The sequence below is a fragment of the Ruegeria sp. S84 genome (assembly GCF_056583445.1).
On record NZ_CM152618.1, the window covers coordinates 837,554 to 857,808 of the forward strand.

A 20,255-nucleotide genomic window follows, 5' to 3' on the forward strand; every position below is an offset into this window, starting at 1 on the left:
ATTTCCCCGCGATCCCGAGTTGCGGGCCGGGACAAACTGACTACATTGGTTGCAAAGAAGGGCATCCGGGTGATGCCAACAGAGAATTAGTCAACAAGGAGACCCCAAGTGCAGGCTAAGGCGCGCAGTGTGTCCGTCCGACGGGACGATTTTGTTATGAAGATGCGGCTGATGTGGCTGATCTTAGTGGGGGTGCTGCTGGTTTTGGCTCAATCGGTGTCCGCGCAGGCGCGGGGTGATAGCCTGGCGCCGCTGGCTGAACAGATTAGCCCTGCGGTAGTCAATATCACCACGTCGACACTGATCGAAGGCCAGACTGGCCCGCAAGGGATCGTGCCAGAGGGCTCACCATTCGAAGACTTTTTCCGAGAGTTTCAGGATCGCAATGGCGGGGACAATGAAAATCGTCCACGTCGCAGCAATGCGCTGGGCTCGGGCTTCGTGATCTCGGAAGACGGCTATATCGTCACCAACAATCACGTGATTGCCGAAGCCGATGAGATTTTGGTCGAGTTTTTTCCCGGTGATGGCCAGCCCGCGAAAGATTTGGTTGCCAAGGTAATCGGCCGGGACGAAAAGACCGACATCGCGCTGCTGAAAGTCGAGGCTGAAGGGCCGCTGAAATACGTGCAGTTCGGTGACAGCGACATTGCCCGCGTGGGCGATTGGGTGATCGCGATGGGGAACCCGCTGGGGCAGGGCTTTTCGGTGTCAGCAGGGATTATCTCGGCCCGGAATCGGGCGCTGAGCGGGTCATATGATGACTACATCCAGACCGATGCTGCGATCAACCGGGGCAACTCGGGTGGGCCGCTGTTCAACATGAATGGCGAGGTGATTGGTGTGAATACTGCGATCCTGTCGCCCAATGGCGGCTCGATCGGGATTGGTTTCTCGATGGCTTCGAACGTGGTGATCAAGGTCGTTGATCAACTGCGTGAGTTCGGGGAGACCCGTCGTGGTTGGCTGGGCGTGCGCATTCAGGACGTGACCGAGGATATGGCCGAGGCGATGGGGCTGGACAAACCCGGAGGTGCGTTGATCAGCGATGTACCGGACGGCCCGGCAAAAGAAGCGGGCCTGCTGGCCGGAGACGTGATCATCAGCTTTGATGGTGTCGAGGTCGAGGATACACGCGGTCTTGTGCGGCAGGTGGGAGAGACCACCGTTGGCAAATCTGTGCGTGTGGTCGTGCACCGTGATGGAGGCACCCAGACCGTGCTGGTGACGCTGGGCCGCCGCGAAGACGCCGAACGTGCCGAGAACGGCGAAGAGCCGGAAGCCGAAACGCCGACGGAGGAAGACAAGGATATTCTTGGCCTGACCATCGCTCCGCTGGGGGATAGCCAGCGCGAGGAATTGGGTCTGGATGCCGATGCCGAAGGATTGTTGGTGACCAATGTTGATGAATCCTCGGAAGCCTTTGAAAAGGGTCTGCGCGCCGGTGATCTTATCACTGAGGCGGGGCAGCAGAAGGTGACTTCGATCACTGATCTGGAGACGCGGATGGATGAGGCGCGTGAAGCAGGACGCAAATCTCTGCTGCTGCTGGTGCGGCGGGGCGGGGAACCCCGGTTCGTAGCGCTGAGCCTAGAATAATAAACTCAGCGAACAGATCTGAAATTAGAAGGTCGGGATATTTTCCCGGCCTTTTTCATACTTCGTTAAGAAAAAAGCCATATGCCGGGGAAGGCATATGGCTCTGTACAGGGAGAGGTCGGTGGACAGATATCGGGGATGATAAAACCGACCTCCTACGGTAACGGGATTGACCTTAGGGCAATCTTAAAGCTGCGTATGTGAAGCGGATCACATCTGTGCCGAAAATTTAGATTAAATCGGATTCGGCCAGTTGCCGCAGCGCGTCAAAGTCGTGGATCTGCAGCCCGCCGCGCGAAGCTTCGACGACATTGTCGCGTTTCCATGTCGAAATGGTCTTTGACACTGCCTCACGCGTCGCACCGACAAATTCGGCCAATTCACTCTGCGAAAGCGTGATACGTGCCGTTGGGCTGTCCTGTTGTCCTGCCAGGTGCAAAAGCTTGCGCGCCAGTCGGATCGGCATCGGCAGGAAAACCTGCTCGTTCAATTGAGCGCCCATATAACGCATGCGAAGACCGGCCAAGCGGATCAGATCCACCGCAAGGTCAGGATGTTCCCGGATTTGCGCCATCATGTCTTTCTGGCGAACGCGCAGGACTTTGGAGGGCTCAGCTGCTGTTACGGTTGCGGTGCGGGGACCGCTATCGAACAACGCGATTTCCCCGAACACCTCACCTGGGCGCATCATGCTGAGAGACAGCTTGCGCCCGCTCGACGCAAGAAATGACACTTCGAGCGCACCGGAAAGAATGGCATAGAGCGCATCGCCTTCATCGTCCTGCTCGAACAGGACATCGCCCCGATCCAATGTGACTTCGGTGGCCTGGGCTGCCAACATGGTGCGCAGCTCTTCAGAGGCTTCGGACAGGAATCCACTGTTGGGAAATGCCATCATTCGGGCGCTGATCTCCGGGGTTGAGTGGTGCGGGTGGTGACCCAACTTTTCACAGCTTCAAGCTTAAGCCAAGAAATTTTGTTAGCTTGTTACGCTTGGGCAAGAACAGTTATTGCTTGTCGGGATCATCCATATAGCTTTGCAGCAGGTTGAACTGCATCATCAGAAACGCCATCAAGGCAATGGGAAAGCCGAAGGTTTCGATCTTGACCCATAGGTCCGTTGACATCGTGCGCCAGACCAATTCATTAGCTGCGGCCAGTACTGCGAAACAGGCACACAGACGCCGGGTGAGGATCATCCAGCCCTCGTGCTGCATGGGTAGCATCTCGTCCAGAACATATGCCAGGTAGGATTTCCCCTGCAAAAGCCCGATCCCGAGGATGGCGGAAAAGAAGCCATAGACCAGCGTTGTTTTCATCTTGAAAAACCGCTCGTCATTGAACCACGCGGTGAGGCCGCCGAAGAAAATCACCATGAATGCGGTGAAAATCTGCATACGGCTGAGTTTGCCCGTCAGGTACCAGAGGATGCCCATGGCAGCCAGCATCAGCGGCACGAACAGGATGGTGGCGACGATGAACCCAGAATACTCGGTGCCGCCGATCACGAAATTGTCATCACGCAGGCGCAGGTAGATGAAGAAGAAGGCCAGTGGGGGGCCAAGTTCCAGTACCTGTTTGAGGAATGGGTTGATGTCTTTTTTCTCTGCCATGATTCCAACCTGCTGCTTACCCGCCCATTTCAACTATTACTGCGCCGAGTGCAATCAATGCCATCAACGCAATGCGTCTGGGGCCGACAGTTTCTTTCAGCACCAGCCAGCCGATGAGTGCTGCGAAAACGGTGGAGGTTTCGCGCAGGACCGCCGCCTCTCCGACCTTGTCCAGTCGCGTGGCCAGCATGATGGCACCGAAGGACATCGGCGCGATGATGCCGCCCGCAAACCCGCGAAGCATCAGAGGTCCAAGCGCGGGGCGGTGGATCATTGCGCGGTATCTGAGCGCAGCATAGATCGGCATCGCGGCCCCGTCGATCATGAAGAACCACGCAAGGAAGGTGAACGGGTCGGCCGTAGCGCGGATACCGTAGGCATCATAGGTCGTATAGAGCGCCACGAAGAGGCCCGTGACGACCGCCAGCACCAGCGCGATTTGCAGCGTATCTCGATTGGTCTCAAGGTAGCGCAGGTTATAGGCGGCAAGGCCGAAGATACCCGCAAGAAGCGTCGCGACTCCAAGCCATTGGATGGCCGAGAAGGTTTCACCGAACAAAAGATAGGCTCCGATCACGGTGAAGAGCGGGCCAGTACCGCGCACGACCGGATAGACAACGGTATAGGAGCCTTTGGTGTAGGCCATCGCCTGCAGCACCTTATAGCCGATATGGATCAGCCAAACGACGCCAAAGATCGGCCACATGTATGGTTCGGGCCATGGCACGATAAAGAAGGCGAATGGCATCGCCATAAGGCAGTAGCAGGCATCGATCGCCCCGCGCGACATCCACGGGTCGTGGCGGCCTTTTTGCAGTGCACCGAAAACCGCATGCAGGAAGGCCGCCATCAGCGCGAGCGCGAGGGCGAGTTGGTGGCCTGCTTCGGTGCCTTCGAGGGAGATCAGCCAGTCGCTCAAATCGGGGCTTTCGCTTGGGCGGAGAGAGTGGGGGGCTGTCTGCCCCCCAAGCCCCCCGAAGGTATTTTCGGCCAGATGAAGGGGCGGATCAGGATTGTAGGCCCGTCAGGGCGGCGGCGAATTCTTCGGGATCAAACGGGGCGAGGTCGTCGATTTGCTCACCGACACCAATGGCGTGGATCGGAAGGCCGAACTTGTCGGCGAGGGCGACCAGCACGCCGCCTTTGGCTGTGCCGTCCAGTTTGGTCATCACGAGGCCCGAGACATCGGCCAGTTTGCGGAAGGTTTCGACCTGACTGAGGGCGTTTTGCCCGGTGGTGGCGTCCAGCACCAGCAGAGTGTTGTGCGGTGCGGTGTCGTCAACCTTGCGGATGACGCGGACGATTTTGGCCAGCTCTTCCATCAGATCGGCGCGGTTTTGCAGGCGGCCTGCGGTGTCGATCATCAGAAGGTCAGCACCTTCGCTCTGGGCCTTGGTCAGTGCATCGAAGGCGAGCGAGGCAGGGTCGGACCCTTCGGGTGCCGTCAGTACGGGCACGCCTGCGCGGTCACCCCAGACCTGCAGCTGTTCGACGGCGGCGGCGCGGAATGTGTCTCCGGCGGCGATGACGACTTTCTTGCCGGCGTCTTTGAACTGGCTGGCAAGCTTACCGATTGTCGTAGTTTTGCCCGAACCGTTGACGCCAACAACCAGCACCACTTGCGGGCGTTTGGGGTAGATCGGCATGGGTTTAGCCACGGGTTCCATCACGCGGGCAACCTCCTGCGCCAGCAGCTGTTTGATTTCCTGGGTCGAGAGTTTGCGACCAAAGCGGCCCTCGGCCATGTTGGACGTAACGCGCAAGGCGGTGTCGACGCCCATATCCGAGGCGATCAGAAGCTCTTCGAGTTGCTCCAGCATGTCGTCGTCCAGCGTGCGGCGGACCACGGTCTTGGATTCATTTCGGCCGAACAGGCGACCCATCAAGCCCTTGGATTCCGGAACCTCTGGGGGTGGAGGCGCCGGTGTGGGATCAGCCGGGATCGGAGCGGGAGGCTCGACCGGTTGGGGCGCGGGCGCGGGTTCCGGCACTTCGGGAACCGGTTGCGGTTCGGGCTCTGGTTCGGGGATCACCGGATCAGGATTTGGGGTTTCCTCGCCGCCATCCTCGACAATTGCATCCAACCCCTCTTCGAGGCGCGATGAGGATTTGAACAGCTTGTCCTTGAGCTTTGAGAAAAACGCCATTTTTGATCTCCGCAGGTGTTCCCCTCACCTAATGTGGATTGAAGGCAGTTGCAAAGGGTCAGGTGAAGGCGATCAGAAACCCGGCTTGGGCCGCCCAGTAAAGCGGCCAGACCAGATAGGGCGTAAGCTTCAGGGCCGGGTGATTGTCAGGTAGCAGGAACTTTTCAGTCGCAAGCGCCAGGTCCGAGGCGATGAAGGCCATTGCGGCGGGAAGGGCCCAGCGTAAGGCTCCAGTTTCGGGAAGGGCAAGAACGGTGATGCCCATGCCCAGGATGATTGGAATATAGGCGAGGACGGGGATCTTGAGGTCTCCGGCGCGGGGGGCGAGCAGCGTGGCCATAACGATGCCCAGGATGATCAGGGACCAGAAGATCGCGGGGTGGTCGAAGATCAGTTCAGGGTTGCTGCTGGGGCTCGTCAAAAACAAGGCGATATAGGCCAAATGCCCCGCAGCAAATGCACCGATGCCTGCCATGAATGTGCTGTCGGTTTCGCGCGACAGAAGGGCATCGCCTATCGCGCAGAAGGTAAGGGCGAGGATCAGGAGCCATGGCGCGCTTGCCAGTATGGCGACGCCTGCCAGCAGCACGACCGATGCTGTTTTCAGCATGCTACGCAGGGTGCCGGCCGGGCGCGCGGTAAGTGGCAGGTAGGCCAGCGCGCAGGCCGCCGCAATCCAGAAAATAAGTGTCGTCATGGTGCGTCCCCGATGTTTTTGAGGCAATCATCGCCATGATCTCGGCGGTGCATCAAGGCGTGACGTGGAGTTATCTTGCCGATCGTCGCAATGTGGAAAGGTTGAATGGCACTTGTGGGCTGCTTCTGACAGAGTGCGACCATGATCCGAATTTGCTTGATTCTGCTGACCCTTTTCGCTCAGCCCGTTGCGGCGCAGTCGCCTCTGACAGGGCCTGAGTTTGATGCGTATACGCGTGGAAAAACCTTGTATTACGGGTTCGATGGGCAGGCCTACGGGGTCGAACGGTATCTGCCAGACCGCCGAGTCATCTGGTCATTTCTGGATGGCAATTGCATGAACGGAGTTTGGTACGAGCAGGAAGATCAGATCTGTTTCATCTATGAGGATCAACTGGCGCCGCAATGCTGGGTTTTCTGGCAATCTGGGGGCGGATTGATCGCGCAATTCGAGGGCGATCCGACAGCGACCGAGTTGTACGAGGCCGAGGATATTGGCGAAGAGATGTTGTGCTACGGACCGGATGTCGGGGTCTGAAATGGTCGCAGGTCTTCATAGTCCAGCATGACGTGATGTTGAAACGCGGGCCTTTCGGTTAGCCGTTCATAGTATCGACGCAAATGCGGTAACGGAGCGCGGACGATGTCGATATCGTAGTAGCGGTAAAGGACGTGGCCGAGCTGTATATCCGCCAGTATAAAATGCTCACCCGCAAGGAACGTGTTTTGGTCCAGCTCCTTGTCTGCGATTGCCAGTTTGATTTCCAAATCGCTGACGGCCCGATGGATCGCTGTTTGGTCCTGCTGTTCAACGGGTGTTCGCACAATTTGCCAGAACACCGGAACGGTAAACGCCATCGCCACGTTGAGTTTCGCCCATTCGGCCCATTTGTCGATCGTGGCGCGCCGGGTAGGATCTGAAGGCCAGAATGCCTGATCGCCATATTGGGTGGCCAGATATCGCAGGATGGCGCCGGTTTCCCAAAGCGGTGGGTTGTCGCCATCTTGCAGGACGGGGATGGTTTTGTTTGGGTTCAGTGCCCGAAACGCTGCAGTGTCCAGCCCGCCGAAGCGATGGCCAAGATCGTGACGCTGGTATTCTAGGCCAAGCTCACCCACGCACTACATTAAGGCCTGAACGTTCGAGGATGTTTTACGGCCCCAGATCGTCAACATCGGTCAGAACAACGATCCCTGATCAGGAGGTGCCTGTTTGGATTTCTTGGGTGGCGCCTTGCCCGCAGCCCCGGTCCTGAGGCGACCGTCAGCGAATTCGATCTCAAGAACAGCGTGACCGGAGGCTTGAGCTTTGGTTGTGATGACCTCTCCTTCGGCGCGCACGACGGCGTAGCCACGCCCGAGCGTCGCCTTGTAGCTCAGCGTTTCACGTAGGCGGTCGGTGGCGTCCATCTGCTGGCGCAGGCGGTCCAATCGCGTGGATTGCCCGGTGTTCAGGCGTTCGGATAGGCGATTCAGAGCGTCGCGCCGTGTTTCCAGCTCGCGCTGGATCGGGCGCAGTGACAGGCGTGAGGACAGGTTGCGCCAGCGATCGCGGCGGGTTTCGACAAAGCTGCGCAGGGTCGAGGGGCGCAGACGCGCCGCACTGTCCAGCAGTTTGACGCGGCGGTTCTGAACACCCCGGATCAGCGCGTTGGGCAGGCGTTCCGAGATTTGGTCGAGCCTTTGGCGCGGGCTTTCCAGCAGTGTATCGGGGCGGGGCAGGGCTCGGGACAGGTCGCGCAGACGCTGGCTGCGGCGTTGCACGGCATCCGTTGAGGCGCGCGACAGGCGGGCCCCTTGTTCGTTGGTCCAAGCCAGCAGTTCCATGCGGACCGGTACGGCAAGTTCGGCAGCGGCGGTTGGCGTAGGCGCGCGGCGGTCCGAGACATAGTCGATCAGGGTGGTGTCCGTCTCGTGCCCGACGGCCGAGATCAGCGGGATTTCTGAGGCTGCAGTCGCGCGCGCGACGCTTTCTTCGTTGAAGCCCCAGAGGTCTTCTATGGACCCACCGCCGCGCGCGACGATAATCAGGTCGGGTCGCGGGAGGGCCCCGCCCGGTGTGAGTTGATTGAAGCCTTCGATGGCGCGGGTCACTTCGGGGGCACAGTTTGCCCCCTGAACCGCGACGGGCCAGATCAGTACTTTGCGCGGGAACCGATCACGCAGCCGATGCAAGATGTCTCGGATCACCGCACCGGAGGGCGAAGTGACAACGCCGATGATCTGCGGCAAGTAGGGCAGGGGTTTCTTGCGTTCAGCCGCAAACAAGCCTTCGGATTCGAGCTGCTTTTTGCGCTTTTCCAGCAATGCCATCAGCGCGCCTTGCCCGGCGACGGCGACTTCATCGACATTCAGGTTGTATTTCGACTGGGCTCCAAAAGCTGTCAGGCGCCCGGTGACGACAACCTCGAGGCCTTCTTCGGGAACAACTGAAAGACCAGAAATCTGCCCTTTCCAAGTTGTGCAGGCCAGCACGTTCCGGTCGTCCTTTATGTCGTAATACAGATGACCCGAGCGGGCCTTGAACACGCGGCCCACTTCTCCACGCACACGGATTCGGCCAAAGGTGCCCTCGAGCGTGCGCTTCACCTCGCCCGAGATGTCCGAGACAGTGTATTCGGGGGTGTTCTGACCCGGAATCGGGTCATCTAGCAGGTCGGTCATTTCAGCGCCTTGTGTCAAATCTCTGCGCAGCTTAGAACGCCGCGCAGGCAAGGCCAAGCAGATCGGAGCGTTTCATGAATATCCTCATTCTCGGCAGCGGTGGACGCGAGCACAGTCTGGCTTGGGCGGTGATGCAAAACCCCAAATGTGATCGCCTGATTGTGGCGCCGGGGAATGCCGGGATCGCCCAGATCGCAGAGTGCGCGGCGTTGGATATCGAGGATGGCGGTGCTGTGGTCAACTTTGCCGAGGAAAACGCGATTGATTTCGTGATCGTTGGCCCCGAAGCGCCTTTGGCTGCAGGGGTTGCTGACCGGCTGCGCGAAGCGGGTGTGCTGGTTTTCGGGCCCTCGGCAGAAGCGGCGCGGCTGGAGGCCTCAAAAAGTTTCACCAAGGAAATCTGTGACGCATCCGGCGCGCCGACGGCGGGTTATGCCCGGTTCACCGAGGCTGAGCCCGCCAAGGAATACATCCGTGCGCAGGGGGCCCCGATCGTGGTCAAGGCCGATGGGCTGGCTGCCGGGAAGGGCGTGATCGTTGCGATGGACGAGCAAACCGCCCTGGACGCGATTGACGACATGTTCGGCGGAGCCTTTGGTGGCGCGGGGGCCGAAGTGGTGATCGAGGAGTTCATGGAGGGCGAGGAGGCGTCTCTGTTCGTGCTCTGTGACGGAGAGGATATCCTGTCGATCGGCACAGCGCAGGATCACAAGCGCGTCGGCGAGGGCGATACCGGGCTGAACACTGGGGGGATGGGCGCCTATTCTCCGGCCCCGGTGCTGAGCGCCGAGATCGAGGCCCTTGCGATGGATCAGATCGTGCGTCCGACGGTGGCCGAGATGAAGCGGCGCGGGACACCGTTTCAGGGTGTGCTCTACGCAGGTTTGATGATCAAGGATGGTCAGCCCAGATTAGTGGAGTACAACGTGCGGTTCGGAGATCCCGAATGTCAGGTGCTGATGATGCGCCTTGGCGCTCAGGCCATGGACCTGATGCACGCGGCGGCCGAGGGTCGCTTGGCTGAGACGCGGGTGAACTGGGCCGACGATCACGCCATCACGATCGTGATGGCGGCAAAGGGGTATCCTGGTTCTTATGAAAAAGGCACTGTGATCAACGGCCTGGGCGATCTGGCCGAGGATAGTAGCAACATGGTATTCCACGCGGGGACAAAGGCGGCTGATGGAAAGGTTCAGGCCGCGGGTGGACGCGTTCTGAATGTGACTGCGCGTGGGGAAACGCTGAAAGACGCACGCGACCGGGCGTATGACATGGTTGAAGGTGTTGATTGGCCCGAAGGGTTCTTCCGTCGCGACATCGGCTGGCGCGCGCTTTAACTCAGCTGTCGGGCTGCGCCCGGCTTGATGATTTCGGGGCGAGGGGCCAGCCCCTCGCGCTCCCCGAGGTATTTATGGCCAGATGAAGATCGGATCAGCACTTTAGTGCGTTGGTAAGATCTGTGAGACTGTTGAGTGGTCCGAGGTCTTTTTGTCGCCAGCCCTTGCTGTACGAGACGCCTATGATCCGCGACCAGTCGGCGCTGGCGAGGATCAGCTCTGGGTGCGTTTCGCATTGGTGCAGGCCGCCTGAAATGAAATCTTCTCCGATCCTGTGATTGGTAAGGCCAGGGATTGTGGCGATTTCAATGAGTTCACCGTCTTTGTAACGCCAGATGCGCAGAGTTTTGGCAAGGTGTGGGCGGTCGACATAGGCGATCTCGACATGACCATCACCGTCCAGATCGGCGGCACCGATGGGGGCGAGCCAGCGGTTGCGCGTGCCGATATGGGGGGTGGCGGCGATTTTTTGACCATTGACGTCATAGATCGCCAGTTGAGCACCCGTATGCTGCTGGGTCTCTACAACGATGACTTCGGGCAACCCGTCCTGATCGATATCGGCCAGGCGTGGGGCAAGATCTTCGAATACGCGGTCTTCGGGCAGACGTATTGTAACGGTCGAGCGTTTGGAGCTATCGGCTTTTCGCTTTGCCGCCGAGGAAATACTTGTTCCGACGTCGATTTCCAAAGCACCGTATTCGACGGCGTCGCCAAGCACCCCATGGGCGTAGCGTGTTGTTGGTTCCGTGAAGCGCGCAGATACTTTGGTTTCGCCGCTGGCTGCGGGCATATTCCCCGTTAGCCAAATGCAAACCATCAGAACAGCGCCGCGCGCCCGACGGTGCCAAAGGCGGTTGGGCTGACGCGGCGCATCAGAGTGCATTAGATCTGCTTTTCGGGCATCTGCACAACCAGACCATCCAGCGCGTCGGTGACCTTGATCTGACAGGTCAGGCGCGAGCGGGTCGGGTCGGGTTCATAGGCGAAGTCCAGCATGTCTTCTTCCATGTCGTCCTTGGCGGGGATTCTCTCGACCCAATCTGCGTGGATATAGACGTGGCAGGTCGAGCAGGCGCAGGCGCCACCGCAATCGGCCTCGATGCCGGGAATATTGTTGTCACGGGCCCCCTCCATGACTGTCAGTCCGTTGGCGACCTCGACTGTATGTTCGGTACCGCCATGCTCGACATAGGTGATCTTTGCCATTGCGTGCGTCTTCCTTTTGCATGTGTCGGAGTCTTCATTAGTGAAGGGCGCTTGGTCTTTCCAGCATCATCTGCATCTCATGATGCCACGTCTGGACATTCCTGTAGGTTGTTCCCTATATGTTCTCATGCTTGTTGCCTCTATTTTCCCTGCGGATTCAAACCGGGACTGTCGATGCCCACCTGCTTGCCTGCCCATTATCCGGCTGAACAATCCGTCATAGGGGGCGCTGATGGCAGTGGCCGGGCTGTGATCCCGTGGCAAAGGCCTGGGACGACCAAGTTGTGAATTTGTCAAGCTGGAGGATGAGATGGACATCGTAAATGTGTTGGTCTGGAGCGAGATCTGCGAATGCTTCCGCCGTACCTTGAACTCGGGACGCCTACTAAGGATCACGAGCCGGATGCAGCTGGTGAGTTTGGTGACCCATATGATCGCGCATATCTAGGGCAAGCAATATGCTTTGATGCAGGGGCAGGAGAAACAGGCTAGCGGCAAACAGGGCCCTTGCCGCGGCGAGCAGTATCTAAATGAAAATGCCCTTTATGATTGTGGTCCGCGTCGGGGCCAAGCACCGTTCCGAACAATCCGCATGCACCTGCGTGAAGTTCGCGCATAACGTCGCTTGACCCTTCGTCGCCCCAGCCGTCAAGCACGGTAATCACGGTGCCATCCATCAATATGAAGGACGAAATATCAATCGCGCGCCCTCGTGCATGTTCAGAAATCCGTGCGCCCGGTTGATTGTTCTGAGTCTTGCACGCATAATGACCAGCCAAACGTATTCCTTTCAGGCCGCCTCCTTGGTCCGCAAAGGCCGGTTTGGCCGTATTCTCCAACCATGTCTTCAGCGTAATGGCCGTCTTGCAATCCATCAATGCCAATTGGCTGAGAAAGATGTTAGACACCATGCGGATAAGCACTGGATCGGCTATGCCGCACCCCCGAAACTTACCTGTAAAAGGCTTTCGATTCTCGCCGAGTATGGTCCAGTCGCCACATACCGCACCGCGTTGACGCATACGATCTCGCCCGATTTCAATCTGACGAAATTTGCAGGGGCGCAGTCGTGGTCTGGCGGAAACCGTCAACTCTCGTTCAGGAGGCCCATCGACAGCTTCTTCTATGATCACGTCTAGTTCAACGGGCGGTTCAAGGGCGACAAGTTCGTGAGGTTGCGCCTGCTCGGGTTCCTCGCAATCCGGTGCGGCACTTGCAATACCCGCGCATATGATAAACGAAAGGGCTAAAACTCGCATGAAGTTACTCGTTCCCTTGCAGGTCCGATCAATTGCATCCTTATCTGTCTCGGTGCCCCTGCGTTGGGCGCATCGGATGGGGCTGAATAATATCCTATTTCTGTTCAAGATGACAGTATAGCAGCGAAGTCCTACTGCTTGAACAAATTGCTTTGCGCCTGCTTGTCCCGGTTATCGCCACGCAACTCCGCATGTAGTGCGCGACCTGCCTGCACGCTGGGTCGGGCGCTCATCATGTCCAGCCAGCGGGTGAAATGCGGTTTGTCCTCAAGCACCTGTTGCTGGCCTTCCCATAGGCTGGCCCAGCCCCAGATCGACATGTCGGCGATGGAGTAGAAATCGCCGGCGACGTATTCGTTTTCGGCCAGCCTGCGGTCGAGTACGCCGTAGAGACGCCCGACCTCACTGCGATAGCGGTCTTTCGGATAGGAATGGTCTTGTGGCGGGTCTAGATGTGGAGCGTATTTAAGGAAGTGATGCGCTTGGCCGGCCATCGGGCCTACGCCGCCCATTTGCCACATCAGCCATTCCTCGACTGCGATCCTGTCACGTTCGGTATTGCCGTAGAATCGCCCGGTCTTGCGGGCGAGGTACATCAGGATCGCGCCGCTTTCGAACACCGAAACAGGCGCGCCGTCAGGGCCATCCGGGTCAACGATGGCGGGCATACGGTTGTTAGGCGAGATCTTTAGAAATTCGGGATCGAACTGGTCGCCCTTGCCGATGTTGATTAAGTGGGTTTTGTAGGGCAGCTCCATCTCTTCCAGAGCGATGGACACTTTCCAGCCGTTGGGCGTGGGCCAGAAATAGAGATCAATCATGGGGCCTCCTTGAGTTTGGGCGATCATGAAGCTTTCTGCACAAACGGCAAGAGCGCGCCCGGCCGTGTTACGAAAGCGTGACCGGTGATCAGTCGGGCTTGACGTGTTCCGGGGCGGGGCGTAAACGCATCTTCATTCATGTGGCGATTTGTTACCGGATTGCGGGCCACGTTAAACAACACCGCTAAAAGGTCAGGATGAAAGACCCCTTTCGCTTGGCCGCGTCTGGGGTTTTTTGTTTGCCTCCAATGCGGGGCTGAAAGGAATGAGATGAGCGAGAGCTGGAACAAACGCACCCAAGCCGTCCATGGCGGCGTCCGTCGCAGTCAGTACAATGAAGTTTCTGAGTCGATCTTTCTGACGCAAGGGTTTGTCTACGAAAACGCCGAGCAGGCCGAGGCCCGGTTTATCGAAAGCGGCCCGGATGAGTTCATCTATGCCCGCTACGGCAACCCCACCGTGTCGATGTTCGAGCAGCGTATCGCAGCTTTGGAAGGCGGCGAGGATGCGTTTGCCACCGCTTCAGGTATGGCCGCTGTGAACGGTGCGCTGACTTCGATGCTGCAGGCGGGCGACCATGTGGTTTCAGCCAAGGCGCTTTTTGGGTCCTGTCTGTATATCCTCGAAAACATCCTGACGCGTTATGGCGTTGAGGTGACCTTTGTAGACGGCACCGATCTGGACGCGTGGGAGGCCGCGATCCGGCCTGACACCAGGGCAGTGTTTTTTGAATCCATGTCGAACCCGACGCTTGAAGTGATCGACATCACGTCCGTGTCTAAGCTGGCCCATGCGGTGGGTGCGGTTGTAATCGTGGACAACGTGTTCTCGACACCCGTGTTCTCGCGCGCGATCGAACAGGGAGCCGACGTGGTGGTCTATTCGGCGACCAAGCATATCGACGGGCAGGGCCGGGCGCTGGGCGGCGTGATCATCGGCACCAAGGAATTCATCCGTGGCACGGTCGAGCCTTACATGAAGCACACCGGCGGTGCGCTTAGCCCGTTCAGCGCTTGGATCATGGTCAAAGGTCTTGAAACCATGGCCCTGCGTGTGAATGCGCAAGCTGACAGCGCACAGAAGATTGCAGAAGCTTTGGAAGGGCATTCGGCGCTGGAGCGGACGCTGTATCCCGGGCTGAGAACCCATGCGCAAAACGCGTTGGTGCAAGAGCAGCTGGGCGGCAAGGGCGGCACGGTTCTATCGCTGGACATCAAGGGCGGCAAAGCGGCGGCGTTTGCTTTCCTGAATGCGCTGACGATCCCTGTGATCTCGAATAATTTAGGCGATGCCAAGTCGATCGCAACCCACCCGGCCACCACAACGCACCAGCGTCTGAGCGACGAACAACGCGATGAGTTGGGTATCACGCCGGGCCTGATCCGCCTTTCGGTGGGGCTGGAAGATGCCGATGATTTGCTTGCGGATATCCAGCGCGCGCTAGACGTATCTCAGAGCTAGTGTTGCGCCGGGAATGCATCATCAGGCGGATGTGATCCGCCTGATCCGGCGCATTTGGTTGTAAAATGACGATTTCTTGCCTCGAATTTCGATCCGGACTGCTATTCCGCGCGTATCGTTCAGGACTGGTAATTAAACCTCGGTGGTATATAACCGTCGGCCTAGCAAGGGATCCGTGCCAATGAACATTCATCCGCGCGACATCAACGAGACACCCGATCACGATCAGGCCGCAGCAGCGCTCAAGGTGCTGCGCGAATGGGCGAAATCAGCCTCGGCGGCCGAGATCAGTCAACTGGACCCGGCCATTGCGCAGCTTGTCCCGGGGCTGTTGCCGTCAAACTATCCAGCCCTGTCGCGCGAATATCCCCACGAGTTCGAGGCGGATGCAGCCTACAAGGCCACATTGCCGGATCTGCAAAACGGTCCATCCAGCCTGATCCGGGGTTCGAAGCAGCAAATCCAGCATGTCGGCATCTCGAATTTCCGCCTGCCGATCCGGTTCCATCGCAAAAGCGGTGCCGAGCTGACACTTGAGACCTCGGTCACCGGGTCTGTCAGCCTTGAGGCCGAGAAGAAGGGCATCAACATGTCTCGTATCATGCGGTCCTTCTACAAGCACGCCGAGCGCACCTTTAGTTTTGAGGTGATGGAGGCAGCGCTGAACGACTATCTGACTGATCTGGATAGTTTGGATGCGCGCATACAGATGCGGTTTTCCTATCCCGATCGGATTGAGAGCCTGCGTTCGGGCTTGTCCGGATACCAGTATTACGACATCGCGCTGGAACTGGTTGATCAAGGCGGGGAACGTCTGAAGATTATGCATCTGGACTATGTCTATTCGTCCACTTGCCCCTGTTCATTGGAACTTAGCGAACACGCGCGCGCAACCCGCGGGCAGTTGGCGACGCCGCATTCCCAGCGCTCGGTGGCGCGGATTTCGGTGGTTATCGATTGCAACGCCGATTGTCTGTGGTTCGAAGATCTGATCGCGCTGTGCCGCCGCGCGGTGCCGACCGAAACTCAGGTGATGGTCAAGCGCGAAGATGAACAGGCCTTTGCCGAACTGAACGCGGCCAATCCCATATTCGTGGAAGATGCCGCGCGTCTGTTCTGCGCCGAGTTGCAGGCCGATCATCATGTCGGCGATTTCCGTGTGATCGCCAGCCATCAGGAAAGCCTGCACAGCCATGATGCGGTCTCGATTCTAACCGAAGGTCCAACCTTCGAATCCGCGAGCCTGGACCCGCGTTTGTTCACGACGCTGTTTCATGTGGGCTGATTGACCCCGCGGAAGCTGCTGGAAAAACAGTCAAAAATCCTGCATGGGCGCTTTTTTGCCGCAATGCAGCATGAAATGCTGCATTTGCACCCTGAATTGCGCTAGATTGTCCCCGAGTGCAGCTGCTGCGCATCCGTAAAAACCGGGTCGCGCAGCCCGAAAGGAAACCGGGACGTGCAACGCCTTGGACCGCCAACCTGCAAATCCGCCCGGACGATTGGGGCGGGCGGGGTCCTTTACTCATCTTCCCGCTGCCTCGGTTTTATCAGGAGAGACATGCAATGAATCCGATTACTCAACCGCTTGAGTTTCAGGCAGCCGCCATCCGGATGGCCGGTTACGCAATGGCCAGTCAGATGGAGATCATGCAGATCATGACCCGCGCGGCTTTTGATCTGCCGATGACACCTCTGCACGGACTGAAGACAGCCGAGGCACCCGCACCGGTTGCCCGCGAAGTGGCGACACCAGCAACGCGAAAGCCAGCCAGACCGGCTGCAAAAGCCAAGGTTGCAGCAAAGCCTAAAGCCGCGCCGAAACCCAAAGCAGCACCAAAGCCGAAGGCGGCGGCTAAGCCTGCGGTGGCACCTGCGCCGAAAACGGCGGCTCCTAAGGTTGCGGCCCCTGCACCCAAGGCGGCCCCGGTAGCCAAACCGGCTGTGAAAGCAGCACCGGCGAAGGCCAAAGTACCTGCAAAACCCGCCTCGAAAGCGGCCAAGCCAGTATCAACGGCGGCCAAGCCGGTTGCGGAGTTCAAATCTTCCGCACAGGCCAAGGCACGACCGGCAGCCACAGCGCCGAAAGCATCGGCAAACACGGCAAAAGCTGCGACCAAGCCACCTGCGGTGGCTAAGCCCGCCCCAGCAAAGCCCGCCCCGGCAAAAGCTGCGCCTCAGGCCACAGTGGCTCCGAAACCTGCCGCTGCAAAACCTGCGACGAAGAAACCCGCATCTGCGTCGGCTGAGCAGGCCAAACCGGCACCGCGTCGTGCACGCGCCCCGTCGAAGCCACCCGCGATGCCGGGCGTTGAGATAAAATCCGACAGTTAACACGGATCATCTGCTTGACACCGTCGGGCTGGCGCGCCAACGCTGCCCGTCATGATGGATCTTCGCCCGGTCGGATATGTGATTGGCCTGCTGGTCGCCATTCTAGGGGCGACCATGCTGCTGCCTATGCTTGTCGACATGATCGAGGGGCGGGGCGAGTGGCATGTTTTCTTTGAAAGCGCGGTCATCACACTGCTGACCGGCAGTGTTCTTGCGATGAGCTGTTCCAACGGGGTGGGCGAAGGTCTGACCATCCGTCAGACATTCTTGCTGACCTCGGGTGTCTGGGTGGCGTTGCCGGTTTTTGGCGCAATTCCGTTTCTGTTCGGCGAAACTGAACTGCGTTTCGTCGATGCCTATTTCGAGGCGATGTCGGGGCTGACCACCACAGGTTCAACCGTGATCTCGGGGCTAGACGAACTGCCACAGGGCTTGTTGCTCTGGCGGGGCGTTTTGCAATGGTTGGGGGGCATCGGAATCATCGTCGTGGCGATGGTGTTCCTACCCGAGCTGCGCGTTGGTGGGATGCAGATCTTCCGCTCGGAAGGGTTTGAAACCATGGGGAAAATTCTGCCCCGCGCGCAAGAGATCGCCGGGCAGATTTCCTTGATCTACGTATTTCTGACGGTGGTCTGCGCATTGGTCTATGCCGGTTTCGGCATGAGCTTTTTTGACGCCGTCGTGCATGCCATGACCACAATCGCTACGGGCGGGTTTTCAAACTATGACAGCTCTTTCGCCCGGTTTTCGGGACCTCTGGAATATGCCGCTGCCATCTTCATGATCCTCGCGGCGCTGCCATTTGTGCGGTATGTGCAATTGGCCAATGGTCACACAAGCTCGTTGTGGAAAGACAGCCAGATTCGGGCGTTTCTGGCAACCATCGTGGTTCTGGTTGTGATTATGTCGATCTTCCTGACTTCGGTCTTTCCGCACCATTGGGAGCAGGCATTCCGCGAGTCGCTGTTCAACATCACATCGATCATTTCGGGCACCGGGTACGCGAGTGTCGACTATATGGGCTGGGGCAGTTTCCCGGTCATGCTGTTCTTCCTGATCGGATTGATTGGCGGTTGCGCGGGGTCCACCGCGTGTTCGATCAAGGTGTTCCGCTATCAATTGCTGTTTGCGTCGATTAAAACCCAGCTCAGCCGAATTCGTTCGCCGCATGGTGTGTTCGTGCCGCGCTATGATGGACGACCGATCAGTCGCGACGTGCTGACCTCGGTCATGAGTTTCTTCATGTTCTTTGCACTATCGATGGGGGTTCTGTCGTGGGCGCTGGCCCTGACTGGGTTGGACTTTATCACCTCGGTATCGGGGGCCGCGACGGCACTGGCTAATGTGGGGCCGGGACTGGGGGAACAGATCGGGCCAGCAGGCAACTTTGCGGGGCTGAATGACGGTGCCAAGTGGCTGCTGACGATCGGGATGCTGGTCGGACGCCTTGAACTGCTGGCTGTCTACGCAATCTTTACCGTTCAATTCTGGAGAGGCTAATGAAACGACCCCTTGGGGCGCAGATCTCGCACATGCTTAAGGATCGTGGCGTTGACGTGATCTTTGGCATACCGGGCGTGCATAATCAGGAGATGTATCGCGGTATCGAAGAGGCCGGGATCACGCATGTTCTGGCCCGGCACGAGCAGGGGGCCGGTTTCATGGCCGATGGATATGCCCGCGCGTCTGGCAAGCCGGGGGTGGCCTATGTGATCACCGGACCGGGCCTGTGCAACATCATGACGCCGATGGGGCAGGCTTATTCGGATTCGGTGCCGATGCTGGTGTTGTCTTCTTGCCTCGAAGAGACACAAGCACTGCGTGGCCAATTGCATCAGATGAAGGATCAGCGCGCTGCGGCCGAGACAGTTACAGACTGGTCCTGTCAGGCGAACAATGCCCAGGCTGCCTATGGTCTGATCGAGCGCGCCTTCGAAGAGTTTGAGCTGTCGCGCCCGCGACCGAAACACATTCAGGTACCCATCGCGCAATTGGAGGCCGAGGCAGCGCCTGCGCCTTTTCCAAACCAGCCTGCCTTGCGCAACCAGACTGTTCCACCGGATGTGGCACCGGTTCTGTCGCTGCTGAATATCGCGCAGCGGCCGTTGTTCATATTAGGCGGCGGGTGCCGGTCTAACCTTTGGCGACAGATCCTGACCCAATTGGGGGCGGCGTGCTTCACGACGTATGCCGGTCGCGGGCTGGCCGGGTCCGATTATCCGCTGGATTTCGGATCGATGCTGCCACGACCGGGCAGCGCCAAAGTAATTGCCTCGGCTGATCTTGTCGTTGTTGTCGGTGCTGAACTGGGCGAGGTTGATCTGTGGCGCCATGATCTGGGCCACAACGCAACTATGGTGCGTGTTGATCTGGACCCGCAAGTGCTGTCAGACCACCATCGTGCGGCTGTCAAACTGCAGGCAGATGGTGAGAGTTTTGCGCATGCGCTGTGGGCAGTGTCCGATCAGGTAAAACCAGCCGCTGGTTGGTCTGCGGACGAGGTGCGCGAGGCGCGCGCGCGCTGGCGGGCCGAGGTAGATGCCGAGCGCCCGGGCATTGTCCCCGTGGTCGATGCACTCAGGGCGGCCATGCCCTTGGATACGATGATTTATTCGGACATGACTCAATTCGCGTATGTCGCGAAAGAAGTCTGGGACATGGGCTTTCCTTATCATTGGCACCACCCGACTGGATTTGGCACGCTGGGGTACGCCCTGCCAGCCGGGATCGGTGGTGCAGTAGCACGGCGGGGCAAACCCACAGCGGTCATCGCGGGTGACTATGGTTTTCACTACTCAATGCAAGAGCTTGGGGTTGCTGTCGAACTCGGCCTGCCGCTACCCATCATTCTGTGGGACAATGGTAAACTCAAAGAGATTGAAGAGAGCATGGTGCGCGGACAGATCGCGCCCAATGCGGTGATCGCGCGAAACCCGGATTTCTGCAAACTGGCCGAGGCGTTCGGGGCGCTGTCAGCTGCACCGAAGACGCTGGATGAGATGCAGGCCGCAGTGCGCGCCGCCTTTCAGGCCGAGGTTCCCACATTAATACGGGTCACACCGGATATCCTGTAAACCTATGAAAAAAGGCGTGCACCTTCGTGCAGCGCCTTTTC

General features: G+C 58.7%; 20 protein-coding genes and 1 riboswitch. Of the genes, 9 read left to right on the top strand and 11 right to left on the bottom strand.

Translation table 11 applies throughout. From position 1 onward, the window contains the following. Positions 1-156 precede the first annotated feature (156 nt). The gene (locus AC1DFB_RS04295) at positions 157-1,599 is read left to right on the top strand and encodes a Do family serine endopeptidase (RefSeq protein ID WP_480760313.1); all 1,443 of its coding nucleotides are present in this window, start codon (positions 157-159) and stop codon (positions 1,597-1,599) included. A gap of 229 nt (positions 1,600-1,828) precedes the next feature. Here AC1DFB_RS04295 and AC1DFB_RS04300 read toward each other — a convergent pair whose 3' ends face one another. From AC1DFB_RS04300 to AC1DFB_RS04320, 5 genes are all read right to left on the bottom strand, one after another. Beyond that, on the bottom strand, positions 1,829-2,497 hold the full coding sequence (locus AC1DFB_RS04300) for a Crp/Fnr family transcriptional regulator (protein ID WP_170393550.1): 669 nt from the start codon (positions 2,495-2,497) through the stop codon (positions 1,829-1,831). A gap of 109 nt (positions 2,498-2,606) precedes the next feature. Then, positions 2,607-3,212, bottom strand: coding sequence for an inner membrane-spanning protein YciB (locus AC1DFB_RS04305; RefSeq protein ID WP_170393548.1), 606 nt, complete (start codon positions 3,210-3,212; stop codon positions 2,607-2,609). Between the two features lie 16 nt (positions 3,213-3,228). Further along, positions 3,229-4,131 (bottom strand): DMT family transporter, encoded by a 903-nt coding sequence (locus tag AC1DFB_RS04310; RefSeq protein ID WP_170393546.1) that lies wholly within the window; start codon positions 4,129-4,131, stop codon positions 3,229-3,231. Positions 4,132-4,219: 88 nt separating this feature from the next. After that, positions 4,220-5,359: a signal recognition particle-docking protein FtsY gene (gene ftsY, locus AC1DFB_RS04315; RefSeq protein WP_480922189.1), complete on the bottom strand. Its 1,140-nt coding sequence runs from the start codon at positions 5,357-5,359 to the stop codon at positions 4,220-4,222. A 58-nt stretch (positions 5,360-5,417) separates the two neighbouring features. After that, positions 5,418-6,056 carry a lysoplasmalogenase family protein gene (locus tag AC1DFB_RS04320; protein WP_480922190.1) on the bottom strand — a complete coding sequence of 213 codons (639 nt, stop codon included), beginning with the start codon at positions 6,054-6,056 and terminating at the stop codon, positions 5,418-5,420. 141 nt (positions 6,057-6,197) lie between these two features. On the opposite strand from AC1DFB_RS04320, the gene AC1DFB_RS04325 reads away from it, so the two are divergent. Then, positions 6,198-6,593: a hypothetical protein gene (locus AC1DFB_RS04325; protein ID WP_170421058.1), complete on the top strand. Its 396-nt coding sequence runs from the start codon at positions 6,198-6,200 to the stop codon at positions 6,591-6,593. Here the strand turns inward: AC1DFB_RS04325 and AC1DFB_RS04330 are convergent. Continuing rightward, on the bottom strand, positions 6,569-7,174 hold the full coding sequence (locus tag AC1DFB_RS04330; protein ID WP_480922191.1) for a glutathione S-transferase family protein: 606 nt from the start codon (positions 7,172-7,174) through the stop codon (positions 6,569-6,571). The two genes, AC1DFB_RS04325 and AC1DFB_RS04330, sit on opposite strands and share 25 nt — an antisense overlap. A gap of 60 nt (positions 7,175-7,234) precedes the next feature. Continuing rightward, positions 7,235-8,719: an exodeoxyribonuclease VII large subunit gene (xseA, locus tag AC1DFB_RS04335; RefSeq protein ID WP_170404956.1), complete on the bottom strand. Its 1,485-nt coding sequence runs from the start codon at positions 8,717-8,719 to the stop codon at positions 7,235-7,237. A gap of 74 nt (positions 8,720-8,793) precedes the next feature. On the opposite strand from xseA, the gene purD reads away from it, so the two are divergent. After that, complete coding sequence (gene purD / locus AC1DFB_RS04340) at positions 8,794-10,056, top strand: phosphoribosylamine--glycine ligase (protein ID WP_170393534.1); 1,263 nt, start codon at positions 8,794-8,796, stop codon at positions 10,054-10,056. A 94-nt stretch (positions 10,057-10,150) separates the two neighbouring features. Here the strand turns inward: purD and AC1DFB_RS04345 are convergent, their stop codons facing one another. Together AC1DFB_RS04345 and AC1DFB_RS04350 are read right to left on the bottom strand one after the other, a co-directional pair. Further along, positions 10,151-10,942, bottom strand: a complete 792-nt coding sequence (locus tag AC1DFB_RS04345; protein ID WP_170735303.1) for an FG-GAP repeat domain-containing protein — start codon at positions 10,940-10,942, stop codon at positions 10,151-10,153. Beyond that, on the bottom strand, positions 10,942-11,265 hold the full coding sequence (locus AC1DFB_RS04350; protein WP_170596018.1) for a 2Fe-2S iron-sulfur cluster-binding protein: 324 nt from the start codon (positions 11,263-11,265) through the stop codon (positions 10,942-10,944). Before AC1DFB_RS04350 ends, AC1DFB_RS04345 begins: the two co-directional genes overlap by 1 nt. A gap of 310 nt (positions 11,266-11,575) precedes the next feature. On the opposite strand from AC1DFB_RS04350, the gene AC1DFB_RS04355 reads away from it, so the two are divergent. Beyond that, a complete protein-coding gene (locus AC1DFB_RS04355; protein WP_170510618.1) occupies positions 11,576-11,713 on the top strand; it encodes an error-prone DNA polymerase family protein in 138 nt (45 codons plus the stop codon). A 40-nt stretch (positions 11,714-11,753) separates the two neighbouring features. On the opposite strand, the gene AC1DFB_RS04360 is transcribed toward AC1DFB_RS04355, so the two are convergent. Both AC1DFB_RS04360 and AC1DFB_RS04365 read right to left on the bottom strand, forming a co-directional pair. Then, a complete protein-coding gene (locus tag AC1DFB_RS04360; RefSeq protein WP_170635545.1) occupies positions 11,754-12,524 on the bottom strand; it encodes an extensin family protein in 771 nt (256 codons plus the stop codon). Positions 12,525-12,655: 131 nt separating this feature from the next. After that, a complete protein-coding gene (locus AC1DFB_RS04365) occupies positions 12,656-13,345 on the bottom strand; it encodes a glutathione S-transferase N-terminal domain-containing protein (protein ID WP_480922192.1) in 690 nt (229 codons plus the stop codon). A gap of 130 nt (positions 13,346-13,475) precedes the next feature. After that, a riboswitch (SAM riboswitch) is annotated at positions 13,476-13,553 on the top strand. 62 nt (positions 13,554-13,615) lie between these two features. Here AC1DFB_RS04365 and metZ point away from each other — a divergent pair. The 5 genes from metZ (at position 13,616) to AC1DFB_RS04390 (ending at position 20,214) form a co-directional block, all read left to right on the top strand. Continuing rightward, positions 13,616-14,806 carry an O-succinylhomoserine sulfhydrylase gene (metZ, locus tag AC1DFB_RS04370; protein ID WP_480922193.1) on the top strand — a complete coding sequence of 397 codons (1,191 nt, stop codon included), beginning with the start codon at positions 13,616-13,618 and terminating at the stop codon, positions 14,804-14,806. A gap of 181 nt (positions 14,807-14,987) precedes the next feature. Then, positions 14,988-16,091, top strand: coding sequence for a GTP cyclohydrolase FolE2 (folE2, locus tag AC1DFB_RS04375; protein WP_170563343.1), 1,104 nt, complete (start codon positions 14,988-14,990; stop codon positions 16,089-16,091). Between the two features lie 281 nt (positions 16,092-16,372). Then, entirely contained in the window at positions 16,373-17,140 is a 768-nt protein-coding gene (locus AC1DFB_RS04380; RefSeq protein ID WP_480922194.1) for a hypothetical protein, read from the top strand. A 51-nt stretch (positions 17,141-17,191) separates the two neighbouring features. Further along, complete coding sequence (locus tag AC1DFB_RS04385) at positions 17,192-18,640, top strand: TrkH family potassium uptake protein (RefSeq protein ID WP_170393516.1); 1,449 nt, start codon at positions 17,192-17,194, stop codon at positions 18,638-18,640. After that, positions 18,640-20,214 carry a thiamine pyrophosphate-binding protein gene (locus tag AC1DFB_RS04390; protein WP_480922195.1) on the top strand — a complete coding sequence of 525 codons (1,575 nt, stop codon included), beginning with the start codon at positions 18,640-18,642 and terminating at the stop codon, positions 20,212-20,214. The genes AC1DFB_RS04385 and AC1DFB_RS04390 overlap by 1 nt, the downstream gene beginning before the upstream one ends. The last annotated feature ends 41 nt before the right edge of the window (positions 20,215-20,255 follow it).